Raw genomic sequence first — 24,834 nt, 5'->3', positions numbered from 1 at the left:
TATCGATAACCACCACACACTCGAAAGCAAATTTTCAATCGCCATTTTCTAGGAAGAAAATCCCTTACTAATCAATACTTTCAATCGTATTTTTCTTCCCCTAGAATCACTCGTGCTTTGAATTTTTAAGCAATTTTTCTATTTTTAAAAATATGGCTAAGTATCGAAACCCCAAAACAATAACGTTAATAAATCATGGGATTCTCACTATGATAAATACCAATATGAAAGGTCTACTTACTGCGGTCGCCGCCGCCGCATTGACAACCTCCGCAGCCTTCGCCGACGTACCGGCGCTGACAGTAAGCGGAAATCAAATATTAAGTGGTGGACAGGCAAAAAGTTTTGCCGGAAACAGCTTCTTCTGGAGTAATACCGGATGGGGCCAAGAGCGTTTTTACGCAGCTGAAACCGTAAGATGGCTCAAAAACGATTGGAACGCGACGATTGTTCGCGCCGCCATGGGAGCCGACGAAGATGGTAGTTACCAGGAAGATCCTCAAGGCAATATAAGCCGCGTACGCGCATTGGTTGATGCTGCCATTGCCGAAGATATGTACGCTATTATCGATTTCCACACTCACCATGCTGAAGATAAGCAAGCCGATGCAATTGCCTTCTTTGAAGAAATGGCGCGTACTTACGGCAACAACAATAACGTTGTGTATGAGATTTACAACGAACCTCTGCAGATCTCATGGAGTGGAACCATTAAGCCTTACGCTGAAGCCGTCATTTCTGCGATTCGTGCCATCGACCCAGATAACCTGATCGTTGTCGGAACACCTAGCTGGTCCCAGGATGTCGATGCCGCGTCTAACGACCCCATTACCAGCTACAGTAACATCGCCTACACCTTGCATTTTTATGCAGGTACCCATGGCGAATCGCTGCGCAACAAGGCACGCACCGCCATGAGCAATGGTATCGCACTGTTTGCAACCGAGTGGGGTTCCGTAAATGCTAATGGTGACGGAGCTCCTAACGAGAGTGAAACCCGCGCATGGATGGACTTCCTCAAGCAAAACAATATTTCACACCTGAACTGGGCTGTAAGCGATAAGGCTGAAGGCGCATCTATTGTCGTTGAAGGTGCGCCTACCAGTGGCTGGAGCGATTCACAGCTAACAGCTGCAGGCCGCTTTGCGAAAGATATTGTGTCCAACTGGGGAACCAGCATCAACACAAATCCGACATCTTCATCAAGCAGTAGCTACAGTTCCTCCAGTAGTTCTAGCTCTTCCAGCAGCAGCTACAGTTCTTCTTCAAGTTCAAGTAGCACCGGCCAATGTGAGCAGGTATGTGACTGGTACGGAACCAATTATCAGGTATGCGATAACCAAGACAGTGGTTGGGGCTGGGAAAACAGTGCTAGCTGTATCGGGCCAAACACCTGTAACAGCCAGAGTGGTAACGGAGGCGTTGTTGATTCATGTGGCTCAAACTCTCAAAGTAGTAGCTCTGTCTCATCATCGTCTTCCAGCTCTTCGTCAAGCAGTAGCTCTTCATCTTCATCAAGCAGCAGCTCTAGCTCTTCGTCCAGCAGCAGCTCATCCAGCTCGAGTAGTGCATCAAACGGCGGCGTGACTTGTGTGGCTAGCTATGCAAACAGCTGGGGTTCCGGTTACCAAATGAATGTCGAAGTTACCAATTCCGGTAGTTCGTCTATCAACAACTGGACAATAGAACTCGATTTTGGCGAAAGCCCTCAAGTTACAAGTAGCTGGAATGTCGACCTTTCCACTTCCGGGAATACCGTGACCGCAAGCAATATCTCGTGGAACGGCAACCTCGGCGCAGGTCAATCAACCTCATTCGGTTTGCAGGGTAATTCCGACGGAAGTCTGAATACGCCGTCCTGCACTGGATTGTAATTTGGTTGAAAACTGGTACGGAAAGACGCTTGGCTCTGGGGGCCAAGCGTCTCGGTGTACTTTTCTAACAATAATAACTTTGCTTAAAACCTGTCGCTGTTAGTGCATCTACTGCGCTTCTTGTGGACATTTTCTCTGCCCGCCATATATCTGGCAACGGCTGTTCACCAGTGACTTCTATGAGGAATAATAATGAATTCAAAATCATTTAAAAAAACTTTGCGCCTCGGCGGAGCGGCATTAGCGTTTGCTATGACCTCTTCATCCGCACTGGCAGCAATTACTTGTGATGCTACCTTCGTAAATACTTGGGGTAGCGGTTACCAGATGGACGTTACAGTAAGCAACGATGGTAGCGCCGTTTCCGGTTGGGAGATTGCGTTAGACTTCGGTGAAGCTCCGCAAATGACCGGCAGCTGGAATGCATCACTCAGTGAATCTGGAAACATTCTTACCGCAAGCAACATTAACTGGAATGGAAATTTGGCTAGTGGCGGTAGCGCCTCTTTCGGTTTTCAAGGCAACCACGATGGAAGCTTGAACACCCCAACCTGCTACAGCACAGATAACAGCTCTAGCTCTAGCTCTAGCTCTAGCTCTAGCTCTAGCTCTAGCTCTAGCTCTAGCTCTAGCTCTAGCTCTAGCTCTAGCTCTAGCTCTAGCTCTAGCTCTAGCTCTAGCTCTAGCTCTAGCTCTAGCTCTAGCTCTAGCTCTTCCAGTGTTAGCTCTAGCTCTTCCAGCGTTAGCTCCAGCTCTTCCAGCAGCTCTAGTTCAACGGATCAATGTGAGCAAGTATGTGATTGGTACGGAACCAATTATCCGGTATGCGATAACCAAGACAGTGGTTGGGGTTGGGAAAACAGCAGCAGCTGTATCGGGACTCAAACCTGTAACAGTCAGGATGCAAGTAGCGGTGGTGGTGTAGTCGATAGCTGCAACACAAGCAGCTCGTCCTCCAGCAGTGTTAGCTCCAGCAGCTCAAGTGTTTCATCCTCAAGCAGTGTTAGCTCCAGCAGCTCAAGTGTTTCATCCTCAAGCAGCAGCTCCAGCTCTTCGTCCAGTAGCTCCAGCTCTTCCAGTGTTGACTACGGAGATGCCGCTGGCCGCGACAACCCGTTCGAAAATGCCAAGTGGTATGTTGACCCAATCTGGTCTGCAAAAGCCGCTGCCGAGCCTGGTGGTAGCGCCATTGCAAACCAGAGCACCTTCGTGTGGATGGATCGCATTGGAGCCATTGCCGGCCCTGAAGATGGTGACGGCATGGGTCTGCGTGATCACTTGAACGAAGCCTTAGCTCAAGAGGCTAACCTATTCCAGTTCGTAGTTTACGATCTGCCAAACCGTGACTGTGCTGCACTAGCCTCAAACGGCGAGCTACGCATTTCAGAGAACGGTTTCCAGCGCTATCAGGATGAATATATCGCCGGTATTACTGACGTTATTAGCGACCCCGCTTTCGCCAGCATCCGCATTATCGCTGTCATCGAAGTGGATTCACTACCCAACTTGGTAACTAACCTCGACGAAGCAGACTGCCAGGAAGCGAACGGTGAAGGTGGTTACGTAGATGGTATTCAGCACGCCCTGAACGAGCTAGGCAAAATTCCTAACGTATACTCCTACGTCGATATTGCACACTCTGGATGGTTAGGCTGGAGCGATAACTTCTCCGAAGCCGTTGCTCTGATTGGTGACGCTATTTTGGCAACAGATAAAGGTGCTAACAGCATTGCTGGATTCGCATCTAACTCCGCCAACTACACACCCGTAAAAGAGCCACATATGGCAGACCCCAATTTACAGGTAGGTGGAAACCCCATCCGTTCTGCAGACTTCTATGAGTGGACTCAATACATGGAAGAGCTCATGTTCGTTCAGGATTGGCGTCAAGCTATGATCGACAAGGGCTTCCCCTCAACTATTGGTATTTTGATCGATACTGGCCGCAACGGTTGGGGTGGAACAAACCGCCCAGAAGAAGCGTCTTCCAGCACTGACCTTAACACCTTTGTTAACGAAAGCCGCATCGACAAGCGTCAGCACCGTGGGAACTGGTGTAACCAGCCTGGTGGTGTGGGCTTCCGTCCTCAGGCAGCCCCAGAAGCAGGTATTGATGCTTATGTATGGATTAAGCCACAGGGTGAATCTGATGGTGTAAGTGATCCTAACTTTGAGATCGATCCTAACGATCCGAACAAGCAGCACGACCCAATGTGTAATCCATCATCCAACAACACCTCCGATACCTCTCTCGGAACAGACGCTATGGATAATGCTCCCCACGCTGGCCGCTGGTTCCCAGAAGCATTCCAGTTGCTGATAGAAAATGCTTACCCTCCTCTCGACTAATACCGGGTAACGCCTCCCAAAGCCGCGATCAGAAACGATCGCGGTTTTTTTATGCCCGGAAAACAGTCAATCAGGGGCAATTTTTTCGGTCTCACGCCCTCATCAACCTTATCGCACTACCAAAGCGCATGAACCATTCTCTTACAGAATAAAGAAGTTCCAACCAACACTATTTTACGTCGACATTATCTGCACCCGCCCCACAAACGGAAACCGCTCGTAGAACGCCCGAAATAGTGATGATTATCAACGCCCCTATGCGCACCACGACACACGCCAGAGCGAACTACTTCATACTTATCGCTCAAAAATAGACGTAACACACATTTATTTAACTTATTAAGCATTGAAATAAAAACAACCCATCTTTATTTTGTTATAACAAAAAAACGAGATTAGGAATAAAAATTTTACGGAGAATGAAAAAAAGAACTAACGACAACTTTTTTTTGCTTACCGAGCAGGTAAAAAAGGCAACAATAAGGATTAAAATGTACACCGCGAAAACGAATGTAGATTTTATGCATCGATAAAATAATAGCGAAAAACCTAACCTAATAATTTAGATTAAATAACAAGAGCTACCAAAGCCTAATCAGTACCCAAACTAAGCAAGGTCTTCTTCAAATCAGCACCTCTCACCCTAATACTGACTCAGCATTAGGGTGCGTGTGAATGCAATAACGAGAAACCTGGCGCGAGGAAGAAGAAACAGGTTTCACGTTTTCAATCTCCAAGAAACCTCCTTTTAAGCTGTCTCCACAACAACGTTGTTATTAGCGCAAATAAGTTAACGGCGCTTTATTCAGGCACGTGGAATTTGCCCGACAAATAATATTGGAATGACAATAACGTTAATCTTCAAGGAGAAGAGTATGCGAGCCCTCCCTATTAACAGTGGTATAAGCGCAGCAAACACATTTAAAGAAAACGTAATCCACCTGTTTAGATACACATTCCTCATCCTATTGGCGAGCATAAGCTTCGTCACAACAGTACACGCGAACGGCCTGGTCAGCGGCAACGGTCAATTGAGTATCTCCGGCGGCTCCCTGGTCAACCAAAATGGTGAGCGTTTCCAGCTTCGCGGCATGAGTTCCCTGGGCCTACAGTGGTCTGACGCAGCTCCCTGGATGAATTATGACTCCATTAAGTGGTTACGCGATGACTGGAATAGTAATGTTATTCGCGCCGCCATGTATACCGAAGAAGAGGGCTACATTTTTGATGCCGGCGTTGCCAACAAGGTATGGGAAATTGCAGACGCAGCAATCGAACTGGATATGTACGTCATTGTCGATTGGCATATTTTGTCTGATGGCAATCCACAAACCCACCAGAGTGAGGCAATCAATTTTTTCGAGGAAGTTGCTAATCGCTACGGTAATACACCGAACATTATTTACGAAATTGCGAACGAGCCCAATGGCGCCAGCTGGAGTGACAACATCAAACCCTATGCCGAGGCCGTTATTCCTGCAATTCGCAATATCGATCCCGATGGCGTCGTTATAGTTGGCACACCCAATTGGAGCCAGTACGTCACCGACGCTGCCGAAAACCCTCTGAGCTACAACAACATTGCCTACGCGGTTCACTTCTATGCCTGTACCCATGGCCAATGGTTGCGCGACGAGATCTCCAGCGCGCTGTCCCAAGGTGCAGCCATAATGTCAACCGAGTTCGGCCTCTCCGATTCCAGCGGTGATGGCGGCGTTTGCGAAAGCGATACCACAACCTGGTTGAATTTCTATGATCAAAATAATATCAGCTGGATGAACTGGTCGCTTAGTACCCGTCTCGAAAGCTCCGCCGCTTTAAATCCTGGAGCCAGTACCACTGGAGACTGGAGTGATAGCGATCTGACTCAGTCTGGCCGTTATATCCGCAATCGCCTGCGCAGTTATGAAGATGTTTCCAGTGGCAGCAGCTCGTCCAGCAGTTCTTCGTCAAGCTCTAGCAGCTCATCCAGCAGTTCTTCGTCAAGCTCTAGTAGTTCATCCTCTAGCAGCTCCAGTTCCAGCAGCTCATCGTCATCCAGTTCAAGCGCCTGCATCGATGGCGTATTAGAGTGTCAATGGTACAGCAATGGCATTTGGCCTCTGTGTGAAAATCAGGATAGCGGCTGGGGATGGGAAGACAGCCAAAGCTGTATTGGCCTCACGACGTGTGAAAACCAGAGTGGCGGGAGTGGCGGCGTTATAGGTACGACTTGCGACGGTTCCAGTTCTTCATCCAGCTCCAGTAGTTCTTCATCCAGCTCTAGCAGTTCGTCATCCAGCTCTAGCAGTTCGTCATCCAGCTCCAGTAGCTCGTCCAGCAGTAGCTCATCGTCCAGTTCCTCCAGCAACGGAGGTGGTAGCTGTGAATACACCATTAGCAATTCCTGGAGCACAGGGTTTACCGGGTCGATCACCATTACGAACAACGGTTCCAGCACAATCAACGGCTGGGAAGTCAGCTGGCAATACAGCAATAACCAGATCACCAGTAGTTGGAATGCTGATATCTCCGGCAGTAACCCCTATACAGCCAGCAACCTGAACTGGAACGCCTCAATCGCCCCGGGAAGCTCCGTCACTTTTGGCTTCCAGGGTACCGGCAGCACGGCCGAAGCACCGACCGTGACTGGATCGGTATGTAACTAACCTTTTGGAGCGGAGCCCGCTCGCGCTGGCTCCTCTTGCAACTAGGCAACTTGAAGTTTTTTGATGTGTACTTTGAAAATGGCGCCAACCAACCCATGAACGGCGCTGCAACATAGAGGATAAAATAATGATGAGATTTCTAAATCGCTCGCACTCCAGGAGCTCCCACCCAACATTTAGGCGCTGGCTGAAACTCAGCAGCGCCGCACTGGCGTTGTCGGCATTTTCCGTCGGCGCCAATGCCGTAGACTGCGAAATTACCTATGACAACAACTGGGGCACTGGCTATCAAATCAATGTCGCTGTCAATAATAATAGCAGCAGCGCGATTTCAAACTGGCAGGTAACACTCCAGTATGCAGAAGCTCCACAAGTCACGAATAGCTGGAATGCGCAACTAAGCACTTCAGGTAATACCGTAACGGCCAGTGATATCGGCTGGAACGGCAACCTCGGAGCAGGAGCTACAACCTCTTTCGGACTTCAGGGCAATGCCGACGGTAGCTTCGTAACACCAACCTGTATCGGTGACGGCTCGTCCTCAAGCTCAAGCTCTTCATCTAGCTCAAGTAGTAGCTCAAGCTCTTCTAGCTCCAGCTCTTCTAGCTCCAGCTCCTCCAGCAGTAGCTCAAGCTCTTCTTCAAGCTCCAGTAATCCCGCTTGTGAAGAAATGTGTAAGTGGTACCAAGACGACCCACGCCCACTTTGTGACAACCAGGACACTGGTTGGGGTTGGGAAAACAGCCAAAGCTGTATCGGTCGCACAACCTGTGAAAGCCAGAGTGGTAGCGGTGGCGTTATTTCAAGCTGCAGCTCCAGCTCTTCTTCCAGCTCAAGCAGCTCTTCTAGCAGTAGCTCCAGTAGCTCTTCTAGCAGCAGCTCTTCCAGCTCAAGCAGCAGCTCCTCCAGCTCAAGCAGCAGTAGCTCTTCCAGCTTTCCAAACGGAGAACGCGTAGACAACCCATTTGTGGGCGCTACTTGGTATGTAGATCCTGTATGGTCTGCTAAAGCTTCCGGCGAGCCTGGTGGTAGCGCCATTGCCAATTACAACACTGCAGTATGGATGGATCGCATTGGCGCGATTGAAGGCCCTGCAGATGGTGACGGCCTTGGCTTGCAAGGCCACCTGGACGAAGCGCTGAATCAAGGCGCAAACATGTTTATGTTTGTGGTTTATGATCTGCCAAACCGTGACTGTGCTGCACTCGCCTCCAATGGTGAACTGCGTATTTCTGAAGACGGTTTCAACCGTTATAAGACTGAATATATTGCCCAGATCATGGACATCATCAGCGATGCGGCATATGCCGATATTCACATCGTAGCCATTATCGAAGTGGACTCTCTGCCCAACCTGGTAACTAACCTTGATGAGCCAGACTGCTCCGAAGCAAATGGTGCCGGTGGCTATGTTGACGGTATTCGCTATGCACTGCAGCAATTGGGACAACTGGATAACGTATACTCATACGTTGATATCGCTCACTCTGGTTGGTTAGGTTGGTCCGACAACTTCAATGAAGCATCTCAGTTAATTGCTGGCGCTGTTGGTGACTTAGGTGCAAATCTTAACCCCGTCGCCGGTTTCGTGAGTAACTCGGCTAACTACACTCCAGTTGAAGAACCATATCTGCCAAATCCAGACATGCAAGTTGGCAGTGGGCAACTCAAGTCTTCCGACTTCTACGAGTACAACGGTTACTTCGAAGAATTGGATTTCGTACAAGACTGGCGTGATGCCATGATAAGCCGCGGCTTACCTAACAACATTGGTATGCTAATCGATACCGGTCGTAATGGTTGGGGCGGAACTGGTCGTCCATCAGGTGTTTCTGGCAGCAGCGATCTTGAAACCTATGTGAATGAGTCACGTATCGATCGTCGTCAGCATCGAGGTAACTGGTGTAACCAGCCAGGTGGTGTTGGTTATCGTCCAACTGCCAATCCTCATACCGGTGTTGATGCCTATGTTTGGGTGAAACCACAGGGTGAATCCGACGGAGTGTCCGATCCTAACTTCGAAATTGATCCTAACGATCCCAATAAACAACACGATCCAATGTGTGACCCGAATGCAGAAAACCGCTATGCGGATGAAGGTTCCGGTATATACACTGGTGCGCTCGATAACGCTCCTCACGCAGGTCGTTGGTTCCCAGAAGCCTTCCATACTCTGCTGGAAAATGCCTACCCTGGACTGTAGGTCTATATTATTAGTGCTCAGTGAAAGCTAAGCACTACTCTTGTTAAAAGCCGCAGCTTGAAGCTGCGGCTTTTTTATGTAAATTCAGAAATTAATCACACAGACCAGGGGTCTCACAGATGAATCCCAGTACAATTCCCGTTATCATAAGCAGACAAAATAACAACAGAATAAAATTACCAGCCTATGTCTAGCCTCAGATCAACTTCAAACAGAACACCCCGAAAAATTCTTTTTACTACTGCACTTATCGCAGGGCTGCTAACAAGTGGCTGCTCAATAGAAAAAGCACCGTCGAACAAAGATAGTCAAATGTATTTTTCAGTTAAAACCATTGGCCCCTCTGTCAATATTCGCGCACTAGATGGCCAGGGAACGCTTCACAAACTAACCGATGATTCTCGCTGGCGTGATCTCGACATCGATATTGCCAATAATGGCGATTTACTTTTTGTCTCAAATCGTAAAGAAAATTTTAAAATTGACCTTAACAAGCACAGTGATAGTTACAACCTGTTCCTACAAAAAAAAGGCGAGCTGGAACCCACTAAAATAGCCGCTCATGGAAAAACCGAAATATCCCCCAAGTTCAGTCCAAATGACCAGTGGATCAGCTACCTGTTGCAAGAAGACTCTCACTATCGCTTTTTGCTCATGCCGCGCAGTGGTGGTGAACCAAAATCGATTTATACAGCAAAAGAAATTACCGCTTACGATTGGTCACCCAGCGGTGACTATATTGCTATCGCCCATAACGACGACACCACCGCCTATATAAGCCACCTAGAAGCATCGTCTGGCCGTAGCAAAGTATTACTATCCATGCCACTAAAAGCTCCGTCACAAGATCACAAACCCAATGACGAAGACAATATTATGAAAAAAGTGGGTTATCTCAATTGGTCGCCAAATGGGGAACACATCGCCTACATTCGTAGCCCGACGTTTCACGGCTCAAGACAATTACGCGTCTTTAACCTGAAAGATCAAAGCGATCAGCCCATCACGACTTCAGGAATTCACGCTCAGGATGGCGTAAGCTGGACCAAAAACGGGAAACAGTTACTGTATGCCGCTTTAGTTGGGTACAAATTTTATTACGACGAAACCATCCACAAAAAAGTTTACGAAGGAGGGATGCATATTTTCCAGTATGCCGTAGGGGAAAAGGAAAACCAGCAGCTCACTTCCGGTGACCACGTTTTTAAAAGGCCCACCTATTCACCCGATGAAAAGCTCATAGCCTATTTCTATTCTGACACCCTGGATGAGCGCACCTATCACCTAAGCACAATGAATAGAAAAGGTAATGAGCGTGAGACGCTTCAAGAAAGTGTAACGCCCAGCTCGTCACTGTTGTGGAAATAGGAAAGCGCTGATCAAGTACAAACATAGTCTAGATTCCTGACTTCCCCACGATTAAAGCGTTTTGTTGCAGGAGCAGATCTGTTCTGCAACAAGGCGCGACGCGAAAATGGGGCCCCAGGAGATTCTGAAGCGTGCGCCAAAACACCCATTTTCGGGTAAGGGCGAACTATGACCATTAACGAAGATGTGCGCCTTGCCAACAAACGAGCAGAATATAGCTAAACTTAATCAGAGCATCCCTAAGCTTCCACCACCCTATTCGCCTTCTTAAATTCCCGTGGAGTCATACCCTCCATTTTCTTAAAAAAGTTGTTGAAGGTAGCCTTACTCTTAAACCCCACCTTATACATAATATCAAGCATTGTTGCATTTCTAAACTCATCACTTAGCAACAGCTTTTTCGCCTCTTCAATACGGTAGGTATTAACAAACTCGAAAAAGTTACTACCATAGTGACGATTTAAAATCGTACTGAGTGTACGTGGAGAAATGGACAACTTCGAAGCCAACATTTCCAATGTAAGCGATGGCTCTAAGTATATCTCCCCCTCTTTGACTAAAGCGTCGAGACGATGTACATACTCTAGATTTACCCCTGGCAAGGACTCTTTCGGCTCTACATTGGAGCCCTCTTCAGCTACGCCCGCTAGACGAAGGCTCAACGAAGAGCGGTAGGAGATCTGCGGCCACTCAATTTTTGTCGCGCCCGCCCTTCCAAGCAAAATCACATAGCCACTTAACAATAAACAGGTAGCATAATTGGCCGCCAGCCCCATCGAGCCAATCGGAACGACTTCACTAAACTGCACGTTCACGATAATACCTACCGCGAGAACACAAGCCCAACCCCACAAACCAACAAAGCTGTACACGCCCAACTTCAACCAACGCAGCATTTCTTTATGTGAACTCTGAAAACCGGTATCAAGCGTACTCACATAGTGTCGCAACTCAAGCACACACAAAACACCGAAATACAAACGCAGCAGCTCGCGTGCCAGAGTCACGAAGAAAAAGATAATCGATTTTTCAGAAAACAGGCTATAACTCTGCTGAATCTCAACTTTTACGCTGGTCGGCAACACGTGGTAAGACAACAGCTGATGTAAGACAAACAGGAAAAATGGTGCTAGATAGAATAGATCAACAAATCTCAAACAATAATTTTTGTAGAAACGGGAGCGTAAATACCACAATAGTATAGGCCCCTGTAGCCAGTACCCCATCTCGAAGACATAGAACCAGTCGGGCAGGTTTACAATTGCCCAGCCCCTGAACGCGGCACCAAAGTTTATTAGAGTATCAAGCGGTACCACGGCATTAGCGACTAGGAATCCGATCAAAAAAACATTAGACAGGCGCTGTTGCGGTGCAGCAATAAACAGTACAACTGCCAGTGCAGCGCATTGATAAACCGTCGTCAATAAAACGACATCGTGAATATTGAAAAGTACACTATCCAAAACGAATAGGCCTCCCGGCAATATATACAGCTATTTGCTGCTTTTATTATTATTTACCCCAGTTTTTCGAACAAACCAGAATGTAACCTGCGTACATGAATACTTATGCTTATATTTGAACGTTCAATATCCAACAATTGTGTACTTTTTTCCAGTATGAACACAATCAGTCTGAAGCATGAGATCCGATATAGTATGCCGCTATAGTTATCATTATGGTTTTTCACTTCTATTCAGCACAAAAAAAACCTAATATTTTCAGGCTGTTTCTGTTCCGATAGAAGTCTTGAGGAATTACGGCCTACATATTTATGTATAAGCCTTGAAGCAGCTTCCGCATGTTACTGGCCGTGATTACCACGGCTTTTTTTGCTATTCGAAATCCATACCCAAGGTAAGGGTTATTTGTCGAGCAGGCCCAAAAGCGCCGTATTCAAAATTGGCCAACTCATTTGCGGGATAACGTATGTCGCTATCGAGCAAGTTAAAAGCATGAAGGTTCAAATACCATAAACTATTGTTTTTCTGATAACGAAGATTGCTGTTCACTAAGGTATACCCATCTACCGGTTGACCGAGGTACTGCACCTCCGGCGTGAGATGTTGGTAATCCAGACGGTAAGTTGTGTACATCTCTCCGGTACAAACCACTGAGCTGCTGGCTTTCCATTCACTCCACCCGTACCCCATCTTGAACTTCAGCTGATGATTAGGGGAATACCCCACGGACAAACCATCCACCGCGGCATCGTCGCTCTCTTGGTAAACACCACTAAGCTCAGTTGTCAGACGGCTGTTCGGGCGGAATGTTAAAATAAACTCGACTCCTTGAGTTTTCCATTGAGACTGATTATCGACGGTCTCGTTAACCCCCCCTGCATCGTAGCGTAAAATACGCCGCCTAACCTTTTGAATGTCGTTATCAAACAGGCTTATCGAAACCGTGTTTTTTTTACCTGCATGTAAGTAATTCAACTCATACGAACGAATATGTTCAGGCTCGACCAGTTCGATAGAGCTATTATCTTGAGTGGCAGTACTGTAAAGAAATTTAAGGAAATCCTGTGACGCAAACGCCCAAATACCCGACAACTTTACCGCATCATCAGTTCGCGACAAGACTCTTTGCTCTCGCGAAATTTTATCGCCCCCCTCGTTTAACGAAGTAAAACTTGCACTATAGTCGCCAATACGTGTCAATCGGAAACCACCTTCAATATGTAAAAACGGAGAGAATTCGTAGGTTACGTTTGTAAATAAAGCCGAGCTTTCAACTTTGTCCGTTTCAGCCAAATTATAAAAACCAATTTCGCTAAGGTCGCCATCGTTTTTAATATCACTTAACTGGCTATAATTGGCGCCTAATACCCAACCAAAATCATTACTCTTCTCGCCTGTCAATAACCCTTCGATATCCATTCGATTACTGCTTTGGTACTGGTAACCGCGTACGCTGGGAATAATAAAATCTGGGGCAACGAAATAGCTTTCACTACTTAACGTAGCGCCGAGCTTTGTTTCGATACTGTCGTTAAGAGGGAAAGCATGCCCAAGGTGGGCATTCCAGGTTTTCAATTCCAGTTGGTTGCCATCGCCAAAACCGGGAAAGAGTGCATAAAATCCATAGTCCCTTTCTGAATAGCGAAAACCATATTCAATATTATCAGCGGCGCCGGTTAAATCCGCATTAAAAGCTTTTGATTGTAGAGTGCCATCTAACTGCTGGTACATACCCGGCTGCATCAGTGGGTGATTTAGCTGAGCCTCGCTCATAACCTCCGCTAAATTACCACCAATACCGTTACTCTCAACTCCCCCAAGATTCAATACGGAGTATCCACTTACGGACGTTTGCGCGAGGCGCGCAAACGCTTTTTTGTAACCGTTATCACCAATACTGGCTGATACTTTACTTCCCTGTACTTCATGATTATTGGTAACAATATTGATACTGCCAAAAAAAGCATTGTTACCATAAATAACCGACGAGGGTCCACGAACAACTTCAATACGATCGATGGAGTCAATGGGAATATTAGTGCGGGAACGATCGGGAGTGGACAGTGTTTTAATGCGGGTGGGGTGTTGCAGTATACCATTTACGAGGAAAGCCAACGATCCACCCACGGTGCCTCGAACACCGATCTGAAAATCTTCGTAGGTATCAACATGATAGAAGCCAGGAATATTAATGAGCAGTTCCTCTAAAGAACTGTAACCCATAAGGCTGATATCATCGCGCGTAATAACCGTGACGGATGCAGGGATATCTCGAACAGTATTCGAGAATTTTGATGCCGACGTGATTTTTAACTCTAAAAGATCTTCTAACGAAAGGTCGTAAAGCTCAAGATCGGCATAACTCGTAGATAATGTGGCTAACAGAATTAGAGGCGCAAACTGGCCTTTAACATGTCCCTTTCGGCCCATGGTTGAGAACCCCTAAATTTCGTATGGTATAATTAACGCAAGGAGGTGGGCTCCTGCTGGTATTCATAAGCGTAGTACACAACCGGGATAACCAACAAGGTTAAAACCGTGGATACCAGCAAGCCAAATATCAGTGAAACCGCTAAGCCACCGAAAATAGGATCATCCAGAATAAAGAAGCCTCCCATCATCGCCGCCACAGCGGTTAGTGCAATGGGAATAGACCTTACTGCCGCCGCGTCGACCGTCGCCTGTTGCAAGCTTATACCCCGTGCAATTTCCTGCTGAATAAAGTCCACAAGCAGAATCGAATTGCGCACAATAATACCCGCGAGGGCAATCATTCCTATCATAGACGGTGCCGTAAATTGCTGCCCTAATAAAGCGTGGCCCGGCATTATGCCAATAATGGTTAAAGGGATAGGAGCCATAATAATGAGCGGTGTTGAGTAGGAACGAAATTGTGCGACGACCAACAAATAAATCATGATCAGGCCGATGGAGTAGGCTATACCCATATCGCGGAAGGTTTCGTAAGTAACTTGCCACTCACCGTCCCACTTCATACTCCAGCTGTAGGGATTTTCCGGTTGCTGTATATAAAACTGCTCGATAATGGAACCATCTACCGGGCTTTCACCCAACACGGAAGCAATACTAGCCAAACCATAGAGTGGACTGTCGGTAACGCCCGCCGCATCACCCAAAACATAGACAACGGGTAATAAATCTTTGTGGTAAATGGTTTGGTCACGTAATTGTTTTTGAACACGCGTCACTTCAGATAAGGCAACAAGCGAACCGTTTCGGGATTTAACACGTAAGTTCTGCAGCGCCAATAAATCCCCCTTAGCCATGGCGGGTAATTCCAAGCGTACAGGAATGGCCACGCGCGCGTGCTCATCGTGCAAGAAAGAAATATCTTCGCCCCGCAAAGCGGCAGCAATATCGGAAATAATCGTTTGTTGGCTAACGCCCATTTTAGCTGCACGTGCACGATCGACAACCAGCACCCACTTCTCCTGCTGGGCCTCGATAGTATCGTCCACATCAACCACATCGTCGGTGGACTCAAAAACCTTACGAACTTCGTTCGCTACGTTCATTTGACGCAGATAATCCAGACCATAAATTTCCGCTACTAATGGTGCCATAACGGGTGGTCCGGGTGGCATCTCCACCACTTTTACATTCGCCTTATTTTCACGCGCCGTTTCGGCGATCAACGCTCGAGCGTGCAAGGCAATATCATGACTTTTTCGGGAGCGATCTTTTTTATGCGCTAGGTTTACTTGTATATCACCCATGTGCGGTTCGCTGCGCAAATAATATTGTCGCACGAGTCCGTTAAAATTAATCGGTGCCGCAGTACCCGCGTATAACTGATAATCACGCAATTCCGGCAGAGCTTCCAGATCATCTGCCAGGGCCTGCAACACACGATGTGTTTCTTCCAACGGCGTACCTTCCGGCATATCCACAATCAGCTGAAATTCGCTTTTATTGTCGAATGGCAGCATTTTCATAATCACGGATTGCGTAACGGCAAGGCTCAGGGAAATAGCAATTAATGCGAGAATAGCAAACAGAAGAAATACGCGGTTTTTTCGCCCGTCAATGCCATTTAAAAAGGGCGTTAGCATACGATAAAAGAAAGCGTGTAATTTTCCTCTGTGCCCATGTTCTTCGTGATGATCACCTGTAGCCGGCTCGTGGTGTTTAAACAGGCGTAGATACAGCCAGGGAGTCACCACAAAGGCAACCGCCAAAGATATCAACATACCGGTTGAGGCATTAATTGGAATCGGGCGCATATAAGGGCCCATTAAACCCGTCACAAACGCCATCGGAAGCAATGCTGCAATAACCGTAAATGTAGCAAGAATGGTCGGCCCACCCACCTCGTCTACGGCATAGGGAATAGACTCTTTAAGTGTTTTTCCACCTAAGCTCATATGCCGATGAATATTTTCCACCACCACGATGGCGTCATCTACCAGAATGCCGATAGAGAAAATCAACGCAAATAGAGATACGCGGTTGAGCGTAAAACCCCAGGCCCACGAAGCAAACAGGGTTATCGCCAGAGTTACCACCACCGCGGCACCCACAACAATCGCCTCTCGCCGCCCCAATACAAACAGCACCAAAACAATTACTGACAAGGTGGCAAAAATCAGCTTTTTGATCAGCGTTTGCGCTTTTTCCTCAGCCGTCGCGCCATAATTGCGGGTTACCGTCGCCTCGACACCATCGGGAAAATAAACACCCTTCATTTGATCAAAGCGTTCAATCACCGCATTGGCGACATCCACCGCGTTTTCACCCGGCTTTTTGGAAACGGAAAGCGTCACAGCTGGGTAGCGCCCCGGAACGTCATCGTGAGCAGAACCTATACCGTAATTGACATAGGTTTTTGCTGTCTCAGCACTTAAAGAAACCTCGGCCACATCGCGCAGAAAAACCGGTGCATTATTCACCACACCAACCACGAGCTCGCCGACCTCTTGAGGGGAGGTCAGAAAATTTCCGGCCTGCACTTGAATTTCCGTATTGCTGTTCACCAGGCTGCCGGCATCGGCCGAGGCATTGGCGGCAGCGAGGCTAAGGCGAATATCATCCAGAGCTAAACCGTAAGCCGAAAGTCGAGCAGGATCGAAATTCACCCGCACAATACTGGCGTGCCCGCCAATAGTTTCGATATCCCGGGTACCGGGAACACGCTGCAGCTCGGCCTCCATAGAGTGCGCAACTTTCAACAGGTCTGCAGCGGTAAAATCCGGGTTTTTACTCCACAGAGTTCCGGAAACAACAGGTACATCGTCAATGCCTTTTGGCTTGATCAGCGGCTGCCCAACACCGAGATTTTGTGACCACGCATCCTGATTGGAATAAAAGGCGTTATACAGACGTACAATCGCCTCTGTACGCGGCTCGCCCACGGTGAAACGAACCGTTAATGCCGCCATACCCGGTGAAGACGCCGAGTAAACGTGCTTAACACCTTGTATTTCCGACACGATTTGCTCGGCCGGCGTAGTGACCAACGATTCCACTTCCTTCGCGGTCGCCCCGGGGAACGGAATAAACACATTGGCAAAGGTTACGTTAATCTGAGGCTCTTCTTCCCGTGGCGTTACCACTACCGCGAACATTCCCAACAAAAATCCGGTTAACGCCAGCAAGGGTGTTATCTCGGAAGTAAGAAAGGCTTTTGCAATGCGTCCGGAAATACCCAGAGGCTTTTCGTCATGCGTCGTCATGGCTCGCTCCAGGCTATGGTGTGCTATACGATTGATTTTTGTATACGGCAGCGGCAGCTACGGGGTCCAGCGCAACCTTTTCACCGTTTTTCAAACCAGACAACACACTGGTCTGATGATCGCCAAAACTGTGCCCCAGGCGAATATAACGAAACTCGACCTTCTCGCTGTCAACCACATACACACCCGTCACTTCGCCGCGCTTGGCCACCGCGTTATCGGCCACCAATAACTGCATCTGCTCACCGGTAACAAAAGCCACTTTGACCAACGTACCGGGAAACACCGGCTCAGCGTATTCCCCTTCGGGCAGAGTCAGCAGTACACGAAAACTGTGGGTAGTCGGATTAGCGCTAGGAGGAATGCGCATATCGGTTACATCCACAGAAGTCCCATTTTCGAGAATCACCCGTGCTTTTTTATGTCGACGTAAAGGCCCAATATGCTGCTGGGGAATATCGACCTGCACCCGTAAATGGTTCAGCGACAAGCCCTCAATCAGGGGTGAGCCCGGCGCAACGGTTGCGCCCACATCGGTTAAACGCTTGACCACAATACCACTATAGGGAGCCGTCACCACCGTATGCGAAAGCCTTTCCTGTGCATCATTCAATGCCGCCTGAGCCGATTCCACTCGCGCTTTTGCCGCCGTATAAGACGCTTGAGCCTGATCGAGATTAGCTTTGGCAACAACACCTTTCCCATAAACATCGGACACACGCTTGAATTGCTGGCCAGCTTCGGCAAAACGAGCATTGGCCTCCTCTAACTGAGCGTTTGCGGCGGCAAACACTGCCTTTTGCTCGGTATCCGTAAAACGCGCGACCGTATCACCCATAGCAACGTAATCGCCCACATCAAAGGGAAGCTCAATAATACGGCCACTGGTTTGCGCAGACACCACAGCCTGGTTCACCGCTTCAATAACGCCGTCAAAATTGGTTTCAGCCGCAACCTGTGAATCATAGGCAACAGCGGTTTCAAGTGTTCCCACACTCGGTGAAAAGGCCTTTGGAACACGCTCAGTGGAATCATCCCCACAAGCCGACAGCACCAAAGCTGCCGCCCCCCAAAAAAAAGCAACGCGTTTTTTTACAGGCCGATGCTGGCCCCACACAAACGGTAACATTGTCCCACTCCCTTACAATTTATTTTCCAGCCATACCGCAATTAAAAGCCGTACCGGGTTTAAAACCTAACTTGTTCAGAATCATAACCAGAGGGCAAAAACCAGTAAACGACGCCTGTAGCAAATTAACACCTACAAAAGCGGTAAACCACAGCCAGTAGGGATGATGAAAATGCGCCAGTAACAAGCTAATCAGCACAAAAGTACCGGCAAAACGGAATACCAGCGTATCGATATTCGTTGAGTTTGTAGTTTCGGTCGTCATGGGTGAGCCTCGCTATTTTTGACAATAGTATTGCTGTAAAACCTGGATCAATTGCAGAGCCGGGCCACTATTAATGGAATAATAGATGGTTTGAGAGTCACGCCGGGTCTGAACCAGATTATCGGTTCTTAATCGCGCCAAATGCTGGGACAGTGCCGACTGCGACAGATCAATACAGGCGTTCAATTCAGAAACACACATTTCCCCGCCCTTGCCCGCCAGCACACACAGCACTAGCAATCGATTGGGATTCGCCAGGCTCTTCAGCAAGTTTGCAGCGGAGTCAACGTGCTGCTCAACATCTGTCAAAGCAACAGTTTCACGTTCCCCTATTGATTTCGATGATGGCATATCCTTCCTCAGTGCTTGCGGACTCTCACACATCAATTAGCGGCAACTCTAAATTAGATAATTCTAATGTACAAGCATAAGTTTTCACATTCTGCCTATTCACTCTCACATTGGCGCGTCGATCATTTGAAAGTCATCCCGCATTTGTACACTATAACGCCCGCCGTATAACAATCTACCTTGGCTATTAACCCTACAATAAACGAGCTTTTACGCTTATGGATCAAGAGAGCTACACACTCGAGCTACTTAAAAATACGCTGGATGCACTGCCCGATGGCATATTGATTGTCAGCCGTAATCGAGAAATTGTTTACTGTAACCATCGCTTTCGCGAGCAGTGGAATATTCCCAAAGAACAAAACATCTTTGATGAAAATGCCGCTTTGCTGGAATACGCCCTTTCGCAGGTAGAAGATCCTTCAGCCTTTGTTAGTCAGATCGAGCGCTTACACAACAGCACAGAAATGTTCGAGGACGAGCTGAAATTGCTCGACGGGCGTTACTTTAGCCGACGCAGTGTTTCATTTACCGATGACCGAATCGGCCAGTCGCGTATTTGGATTTTTACCGAAATCACCCACATAAAAGAAAGTGAAAAAGATGTACTGACTCACTTACTGAATCGCCGGAAATTTGAAACCGAGTTTTTAAGCAGTACACTGACCGCCAATGGGCAATCCCTGCTGGGTGTTGCCATGCTCGATATCGACTACTTTAAACAATATAACGATACCTGCGGCCACTACGCCGGTGATGATGTTTTACGAAACGTGGGAAAGGTGATAACAGAGCACCTACAACGGCAAAGTGATAGAGGCTATCGGATAGGTGGCGATGAATTTATTCTGCAATGTAACGGACACTCGCGCAGCGATATTATTGCCTTTATTGAAGGGATTCGCCTGGGAATTGAAAACCTGGCCATTCCAAGCCCCGGCAACAAACGTTTTGATCACGTCACAGCGTCCATCGGGCTGTGCATTGTCAGTACCAATATCGACGCAAAAGTGGTCTACCAATCCGTTGATAAATTACTCTATCAATCCAAGGCGTTGGGGCGAAACAGAGTGACCATACAAGATATTGACGATTAATATTAGCGTTACCCGGTCCGCTTACCAATGAAAAAGAGCGTGTACTGAATAAACAAAAATATGACAATAGAGAGTGCCAGCAAGGCCAGTGCGATCCAACCAAATAAATTTGGTGCCAGCATCATGGTAGACATCAGCGATTCCTGGTAATAAAAGAACCATTGATGCCCCGCCGGGAAAACCCAGATATGTAGAGTGTTAAACACCGATTTCGGACCAATAGCCAAGACCAACAATATACTGGGTATCAGCAATATCGGTAATGCTGACAACTGCTGGCGAATGGAGGGCATACGATGCCTGACCAACAAAAGGTAGATGCTCACAGCCAGCCACAAGATAGTTGAAACAAACGTCACCACAAACAGAAAATCAATAAGCTTGGCCACATCCTGCAGATGAACCACTTCCGGGGTGCGCAATAGCGCTTGCTCTCCACCGCTGCTGGAAGATTGATAGATGATGGCCTCCAGGCCCTCGCCCCCCTCATGAATACTACGATTGATTTCCGCAAAAATGCGGATTCGTTCCGCCCTGGAGGTATCGCCAAAGCCCGGTTTATAACGGTTTTGAGGGCCGTAAGTATCAATCCCCTGCCCGATTCCCCCGTGGTCATGCCAAACGCCATATATAAAATCTTGCTTGGCAAGCAACACCCAGGCCGCCGTCAGGGAAATGATCAAACTCAACAGTGTGTAACTGAGCGTAAGCGCCCACAACCCCACCTTCGCCTTTAACTTAACAGCCTGATTGGCGGCCTTTATACGATTCGTTCTTTTTTCTGCTTTTTTACTCATCAACAACGCTTACCTGTTATTTGTAGCCACATATATTACCGTTAATTCATGACTCATTTTTTTAACCCTGATAAAATCCGCTCAATCGCCTCATAACGAATCAAAAAATCCCAACGCAGCCCCATTTGAGGGCGAAATCAAAATAGTTTCATCGCGTAAGAACGCCAACACGAGCACCCACCTCCCTGTTTATGCACTATTTGCGTGCTGGCACACAGGTTGCAAGGGAATCAGCAAATATCAAAGTGGTACATAACCAAGCAAGATTGAACCACAGACAACCCACTAATTGAAGGAAACCCAATGAGTACCTCCAAGCTAAATCTACTGGATTTTGCCCAGGCTAATATCCGCATGCTACATCTGACATGGTTTGCATTCTTTCTAACCTTTGTTATGTGGTTTTCCCACGCGCCAATGAAGCCTTTGATCATGGAAGCCTTCAATATGAGTGGCGCCCAGTGGAAGGCGCTGCTCATTCTTAACGTTGCTTTAACCATTCCCGCCCGAATTGTCATCGGTATCCTGGTAGACAAATTCGGACCACGAACGGTTTACAGTACGTTGCTGGTTATTTCCGGTTTGCTCTGTATAGGCTTTGCTTTTTCTACCAGCTATGAGCAGTTGGCGATTATGCGTTTTGCCATGGGCTTCGCTGGTGCCGGTTTTGTGATTGGTATCCGCATGGTGGGAGAGTGGTTCCCGGCCCGTCAAGTTGGCCTGGCCGAAGGCGTTTACGGCGGCTGGGGTAACTTTGGTTCTGCAGCGGCAGCCTTTTCTCTGCCCACCGTTGCACTGATGTTTGGTGGGGACAACGGCTGGCGCTATGCTATTGCCAGCACCGGCGTTATCGCTCTTATTTACGGCTTTTTCTTTTACTGGAAAGCACGGAATACCCCCAAAGGTTCCACCTATTTCAAACCCAAGAAATCCGGCGGCCTAGAAGTCAGCAGTAAAAAAGATTTTTACCTGTACCTGGCAATGAATATACCCATGTACATTATTCTCGCCGTACTCGCGTGGAAACTGTCTCCCTCTGGCGTTGATCTACTGAGTCAAACAACAACTTACATTCTCTATGTCGCTCTGTTTGTATTGTGTGTTTTTCAGTTTTCTCAAATCTATAAAGTAAACAAGGAAATGCTGAGCCACGGTGCCGCAGAACACGACAAATACAAATTTAAGCAGGTCGCAATTCTAGACTGGGCGTATTTTGTTACCTTCGGTTCCGAGCTTGCGGTGGTCTCCATGCTGCCCGCTTTCTTCCTGGAAACCTTCACCGGCTTAAGCCTTGTACAAGCCGGTGCACTAGGTGCTGCTTTCGCCTTTATGAACCTAATCGCCCGCCCCGGTGGAGGCTATATCAGCGATAGGTTTGGTCGCCGCAAATCACTGTCTATTTTCATTGCGGGACTAACTGTTGGCTACTTAATTCTGTCACAAGTTGGCAGTGGCTGGCCCATCTACTTTGCGGTTGCCTCGGTAATGTTTTGCTCTTTCTTCGTACAGGCAGGCGAAGGTGCGGTATTTGCCATGGTGCCTTTGGTTAAGCGACGCATGACAGGCCAGATCGCCGGTATGGCAGGTGCATACGGAAACGTGGGTGCAGTAACATTCCTAACCGCCTACAGCTTTGTAGATGCCAGTACCTTCTTTATGATTATCGGCGCCTGTGCTGCGGTAGTCTTCTTTATTGTGCAGTTCCTGGAAGAGCCAGAAGGCCACATGACCGAAGTGTTACCAGACGGCACCGTTCAGCAGATAGAGCTGACCTGATCACCGATAATTTAATTGATGTATGATTGAATTCTAAGCAGCCCTTTAAGGGCTGCTTCTATATAAAACGGATAAAAATCGTGGACCACCTAAAATCGTCATTAAAAATCGCCCTATCCCAATACAGCGATAAAGGCCCCAAGCCCGAAAATCAAGATACCGTGGGCGCGCGCATTCCTTCCGACGATCAACAATCCACGCTTGCCACCAAGGGCATTGCCATTGCAGTAGCCGACGGCGTTAGCAGCAGCTCTTCCGCAAGGCAGGCAAGCCAATCGGCAATATCCGGCTTTCTTACCGATTATTACGCTACGCCCGAAACCTGGCGAACCCAGCAATCGGCCATGCGCGTCATTCACTCACTCAATAGTTATTTATGGGGACAAAGCCAAAACAGTGTTCGCGGCGAAGGCTATCTCACAACCTTTAGCGCGCTGATATTAAAGGGTGATAAGTGCTTTACCTTTCATATTGGCGATACCCGAATCTACCGTTTGCGCGGCGACCAGCTAGAACAATTAACCCGCGATCACTCCCAGCGAATCGATAAAACCACCACCTACCTCAGCCGAGCGATGGGCGCGGATATTTCGCTGGAAGTAGATATGCAGACAGAGGAAATGGAAGTCGGCGATTTATTTGTCTTAACCTCCGACGGCATTCACGATGCCATCCCCCAAAAAGAATTTCAGCAGCTAATTCTTGAACACCAACAAGAGCCCGAAGCCTTAACCGAAAAGGCAGCCAAGCTAGCCCTAAAATACGAAACCAAAGATAACATTAGCATTCAGGCAGTGCGGGTATTATCCATTGGTACACCCTCACAATCAGACGCCATTACCGTTTTATCAAAGCTCCCCTTCCCCCCACTGCTGGAACCGGGCAATAAAATCGATGGCATGACCGTAACAAAGGTAATACACGAATCCGAGCGCAGTCAGGTCTATTTGGTAAAAGCGGAAAATGGCACACCACTGGTGATGAAAACGCCCTCCGTTAATTACGAAGATGACCCAGCCTATATCGAACGCTTTGTGATGGAATCCTGGATTGGCTCACGTATTCAAAATTCTCAGGTCGCCCGGGTAGTAACCCCGCCCCACGCCCGAAAAACACTTTACTACCTCACGGAATATATTCCCGGCCCCACCCTGGAACAATTAATAAAGGAACGTGCGCCCTTTCCCATTCCCGATGCCATTGAGTTAATACAACAAATCGTCAAAGGTATTAGAGCCTTCCACCGCAAAGATACCCTGCACCAGGATATTAAACCGGGCAATATAGTGATTGGCGCACAAGGCGCTACGATTATCGATTTCGGTTCCTGCTGGGTCGCAGGCATCCATGAAATGAGCTCGCCATTTGAACGCGACCTAATACTCGGAACACTCGAATACTCTGCACCAGAATATCGTATTGGCGGAAGCGTTGGGCAAAAGTCCGACCAATTTTCGCTGGCGGTATTGCTCTATGAAATGCTCACGCAGAAATCCCCCTACGGGAATGCCTACAGCAACACGAAAGACCCGAAAGGCTTCCAAAAGCTATCCTACATCCCAGCCAGAAAACATAACCCGCTGGTTCCGTTTTGGCTGGATAAAGCCATGGAAAAAGCACTGAGCATTCACCCCAACGCCCGCTACCCGGCACTCTCCGAATGGGTAACCGATTTACAGCGCCCCAACCCCAGCTGGACATCGCCAAGAGAAGCGCCCCTACTGGAACGAGACCCGGTAAAAGTGTGGCAAGTGATAGCAGGCCTTGGCTGGCTGGCCGCCCTTATATTGCTCTTTCAACAATAACCGCTGACTTCACGCA

At 47.9% G+C, this 24,834-nt stretch carries 15 protein-coding genes; 8 read left to right on the top strand and 7 right to left on the bottom strand.

The window, feature by feature from the left end; all coding sequences use genetic code 11:
• Positions 1-209 precede the first annotated feature (209 nt).
• From H5715_RS03020 to H5715_RS03000, 5 genes are all read left to right on the top strand, one after another.
• Positions 210-1,874: a cellulase family glycosylhydrolase gene (locus H5715_RS03020; protein WP_075186768.1), complete on the top strand. Its 1,665-nt coding sequence runs from the start codon at positions 210-212 to the stop codon at positions 1,872-1,874.
• Between the two features lie 192 nt (positions 1,875-2,066).
• A complete protein-coding gene (locus H5715_RS03015) occupies positions 2,067-4,223 on the top strand; it encodes a glycoside hydrolase family 6 protein (protein ID WP_221892337.1) in 2,157 nt (718 codons plus the stop codon).
• An 875-nt stretch (positions 4,224-5,098) separates the two neighbouring features.
• The gene (locus H5715_RS03010; protein ID WP_175574294.1) at positions 5,099-6,871 is read left to right on the top strand and encodes a cellulase family glycosylhydrolase; all 1,773 of its coding nucleotides are present in this window, start codon (positions 5,099-5,101) and stop codon (positions 6,869-6,871) included.
• A 127-nt stretch (positions 6,872-6,998) separates the two neighbouring features.
• Entirely contained in the window at positions 6,999-9,074 is a 2,076-nt protein-coding gene (locus H5715_RS03005) for a glycoside hydrolase family 6 protein (RefSeq protein WP_246434667.1), read from the top strand.
• Between the two features lie 312 nt (positions 9,075-9,386).
• Complete coding sequence (locus tag H5715_RS03000) at positions 9,387-10,442, top strand: TolB family protein (RefSeq protein ID WP_083608130.1); 1,056 nt, start codon at positions 9,387-9,389, stop codon at positions 10,440-10,442.
• Between the two features lie 239 nt (positions 10,443-10,681).
• On the opposite strand, the gene H5715_RS02995 is transcribed toward H5715_RS03000, so the two are convergent.
• The 6 genes from H5715_RS02995 to H5715_RS02970 form a co-directional block, all read right to left on the bottom strand.
• On the bottom strand, positions 10,682-11,905 hold the full coding sequence (locus tag H5715_RS02995; RefSeq protein ID WP_075186915.1) for a helix-turn-helix domain-containing protein: 1,224 nt from the start codon (positions 11,903-11,905) through the stop codon (positions 10,682-10,684).
• 372 nt (positions 11,906-12,277) lie between these two features.
• Positions 12,278-14,335 carry a TonB-dependent receptor plug domain-containing protein gene (locus H5715_RS02990; RefSeq protein WP_083608129.1) on the bottom strand — a complete coding sequence of 686 codons (2,058 nt, stop codon included), beginning with the start codon at positions 14,333-14,335 and terminating at the stop codon, positions 12,278-12,280.
• 32 nt (positions 14,336-14,367) lie between these two features.
• Positions 14,368-17,598, bottom strand: a complete 3,231-nt coding sequence (locus tag H5715_RS02985) for an efflux RND transporter permease subunit (protein WP_075186766.1) — start codon at positions 17,596-17,598, stop codon at positions 14,368-14,370.
• 13 nt (positions 17,599-17,611) lie between these two features.
• A complete protein-coding gene (locus tag H5715_RS02980) occupies positions 17,612-18,727 on the bottom strand; it encodes an efflux RND transporter periplasmic adaptor subunit (RefSeq protein WP_075186765.1) in 1,116 nt (371 codons plus the stop codon).
• Positions 18,728-18,746: 19 nt separating this feature from the next.
• Entirely contained in the window at positions 18,747-18,992 is a 246-nt protein-coding gene (locus H5715_RS02975; RefSeq protein ID WP_075186764.1) for a YgaP family membrane protein, read from the bottom strand.
• A gap of 12 nt (positions 18,993-19,004) precedes the next feature.
• Positions 19,005-19,343, bottom strand: a complete 339-nt coding sequence (locus H5715_RS02970; protein ID WP_075186763.1) for an ArsR/SmtB family transcription factor — start codon at positions 19,341-19,343, stop codon at positions 19,005-19,007.
• A 218-nt stretch (positions 19,344-19,561) separates the two neighbouring features.
• On the opposite strand from H5715_RS02970, the gene H5715_RS02965 reads away from it, so the two are divergent.
• The gene (locus H5715_RS02965) at positions 19,562-20,440 is read left to right on the top strand and encodes a diguanylate cyclase (RefSeq protein ID WP_075186762.1); all 879 of its coding nucleotides are present in this window, start codon (positions 19,562-19,564) and stop codon (positions 20,438-20,440) included.
• 8 nt (positions 20,441-20,448) lie between these two features.
• On the opposite strand, the gene H5715_RS02960 is transcribed toward H5715_RS02965, so the two are convergent.
• The gene (locus tag H5715_RS02960; RefSeq protein WP_083608128.1) at positions 20,449-21,237 is read right to left on the bottom strand and encodes a lipoprotein intramolecular transacylase Lit; all 789 of its coding nucleotides are present in this window, start codon (positions 21,235-21,237) and stop codon (positions 20,449-20,451) included.
• A gap of 303 nt (positions 21,238-21,540) precedes the next feature.
• Here H5715_RS02960 and H5715_RS02955 point away from each other — a divergent pair, with 303 nt between their 5' ends.
• A complete protein-coding gene (locus tag H5715_RS02955; protein WP_075186761.1) occupies positions 21,541-23,013 on the top strand; it encodes a NarK family nitrate/nitrite MFS transporter in 1,473 nt (490 codons plus the stop codon).
• A gap of 80 nt (positions 23,014-23,093) precedes the next feature.
• Positions 23,094-24,818 carry a bifunctional protein-serine/threonine kinase/phosphatase gene (locus tag H5715_RS02950; protein ID WP_075186760.1) on the top strand — a complete coding sequence of 575 codons (1,725 nt, stop codon included), beginning with the start codon at positions 23,094-23,096 and terminating at the stop codon, positions 24,816-24,818.
• The last annotated feature ends 16 nt before the right edge of the window (positions 24,819-24,834 follow it).

The sequence above is a fragment of the Teredinibacter haidensis genome (genome assembly GCF_014211975.1).
Classification (GTDB): domain Bacteria; phylum Pseudomonadota; class Gammaproteobacteria; order Pseudomonadales; family Cellvibrionaceae; genus Teredinibacter; species Teredinibacter haidensis.
This window is presented reverse-complemented; position numbering and strand designations above follow the sequence as displayed.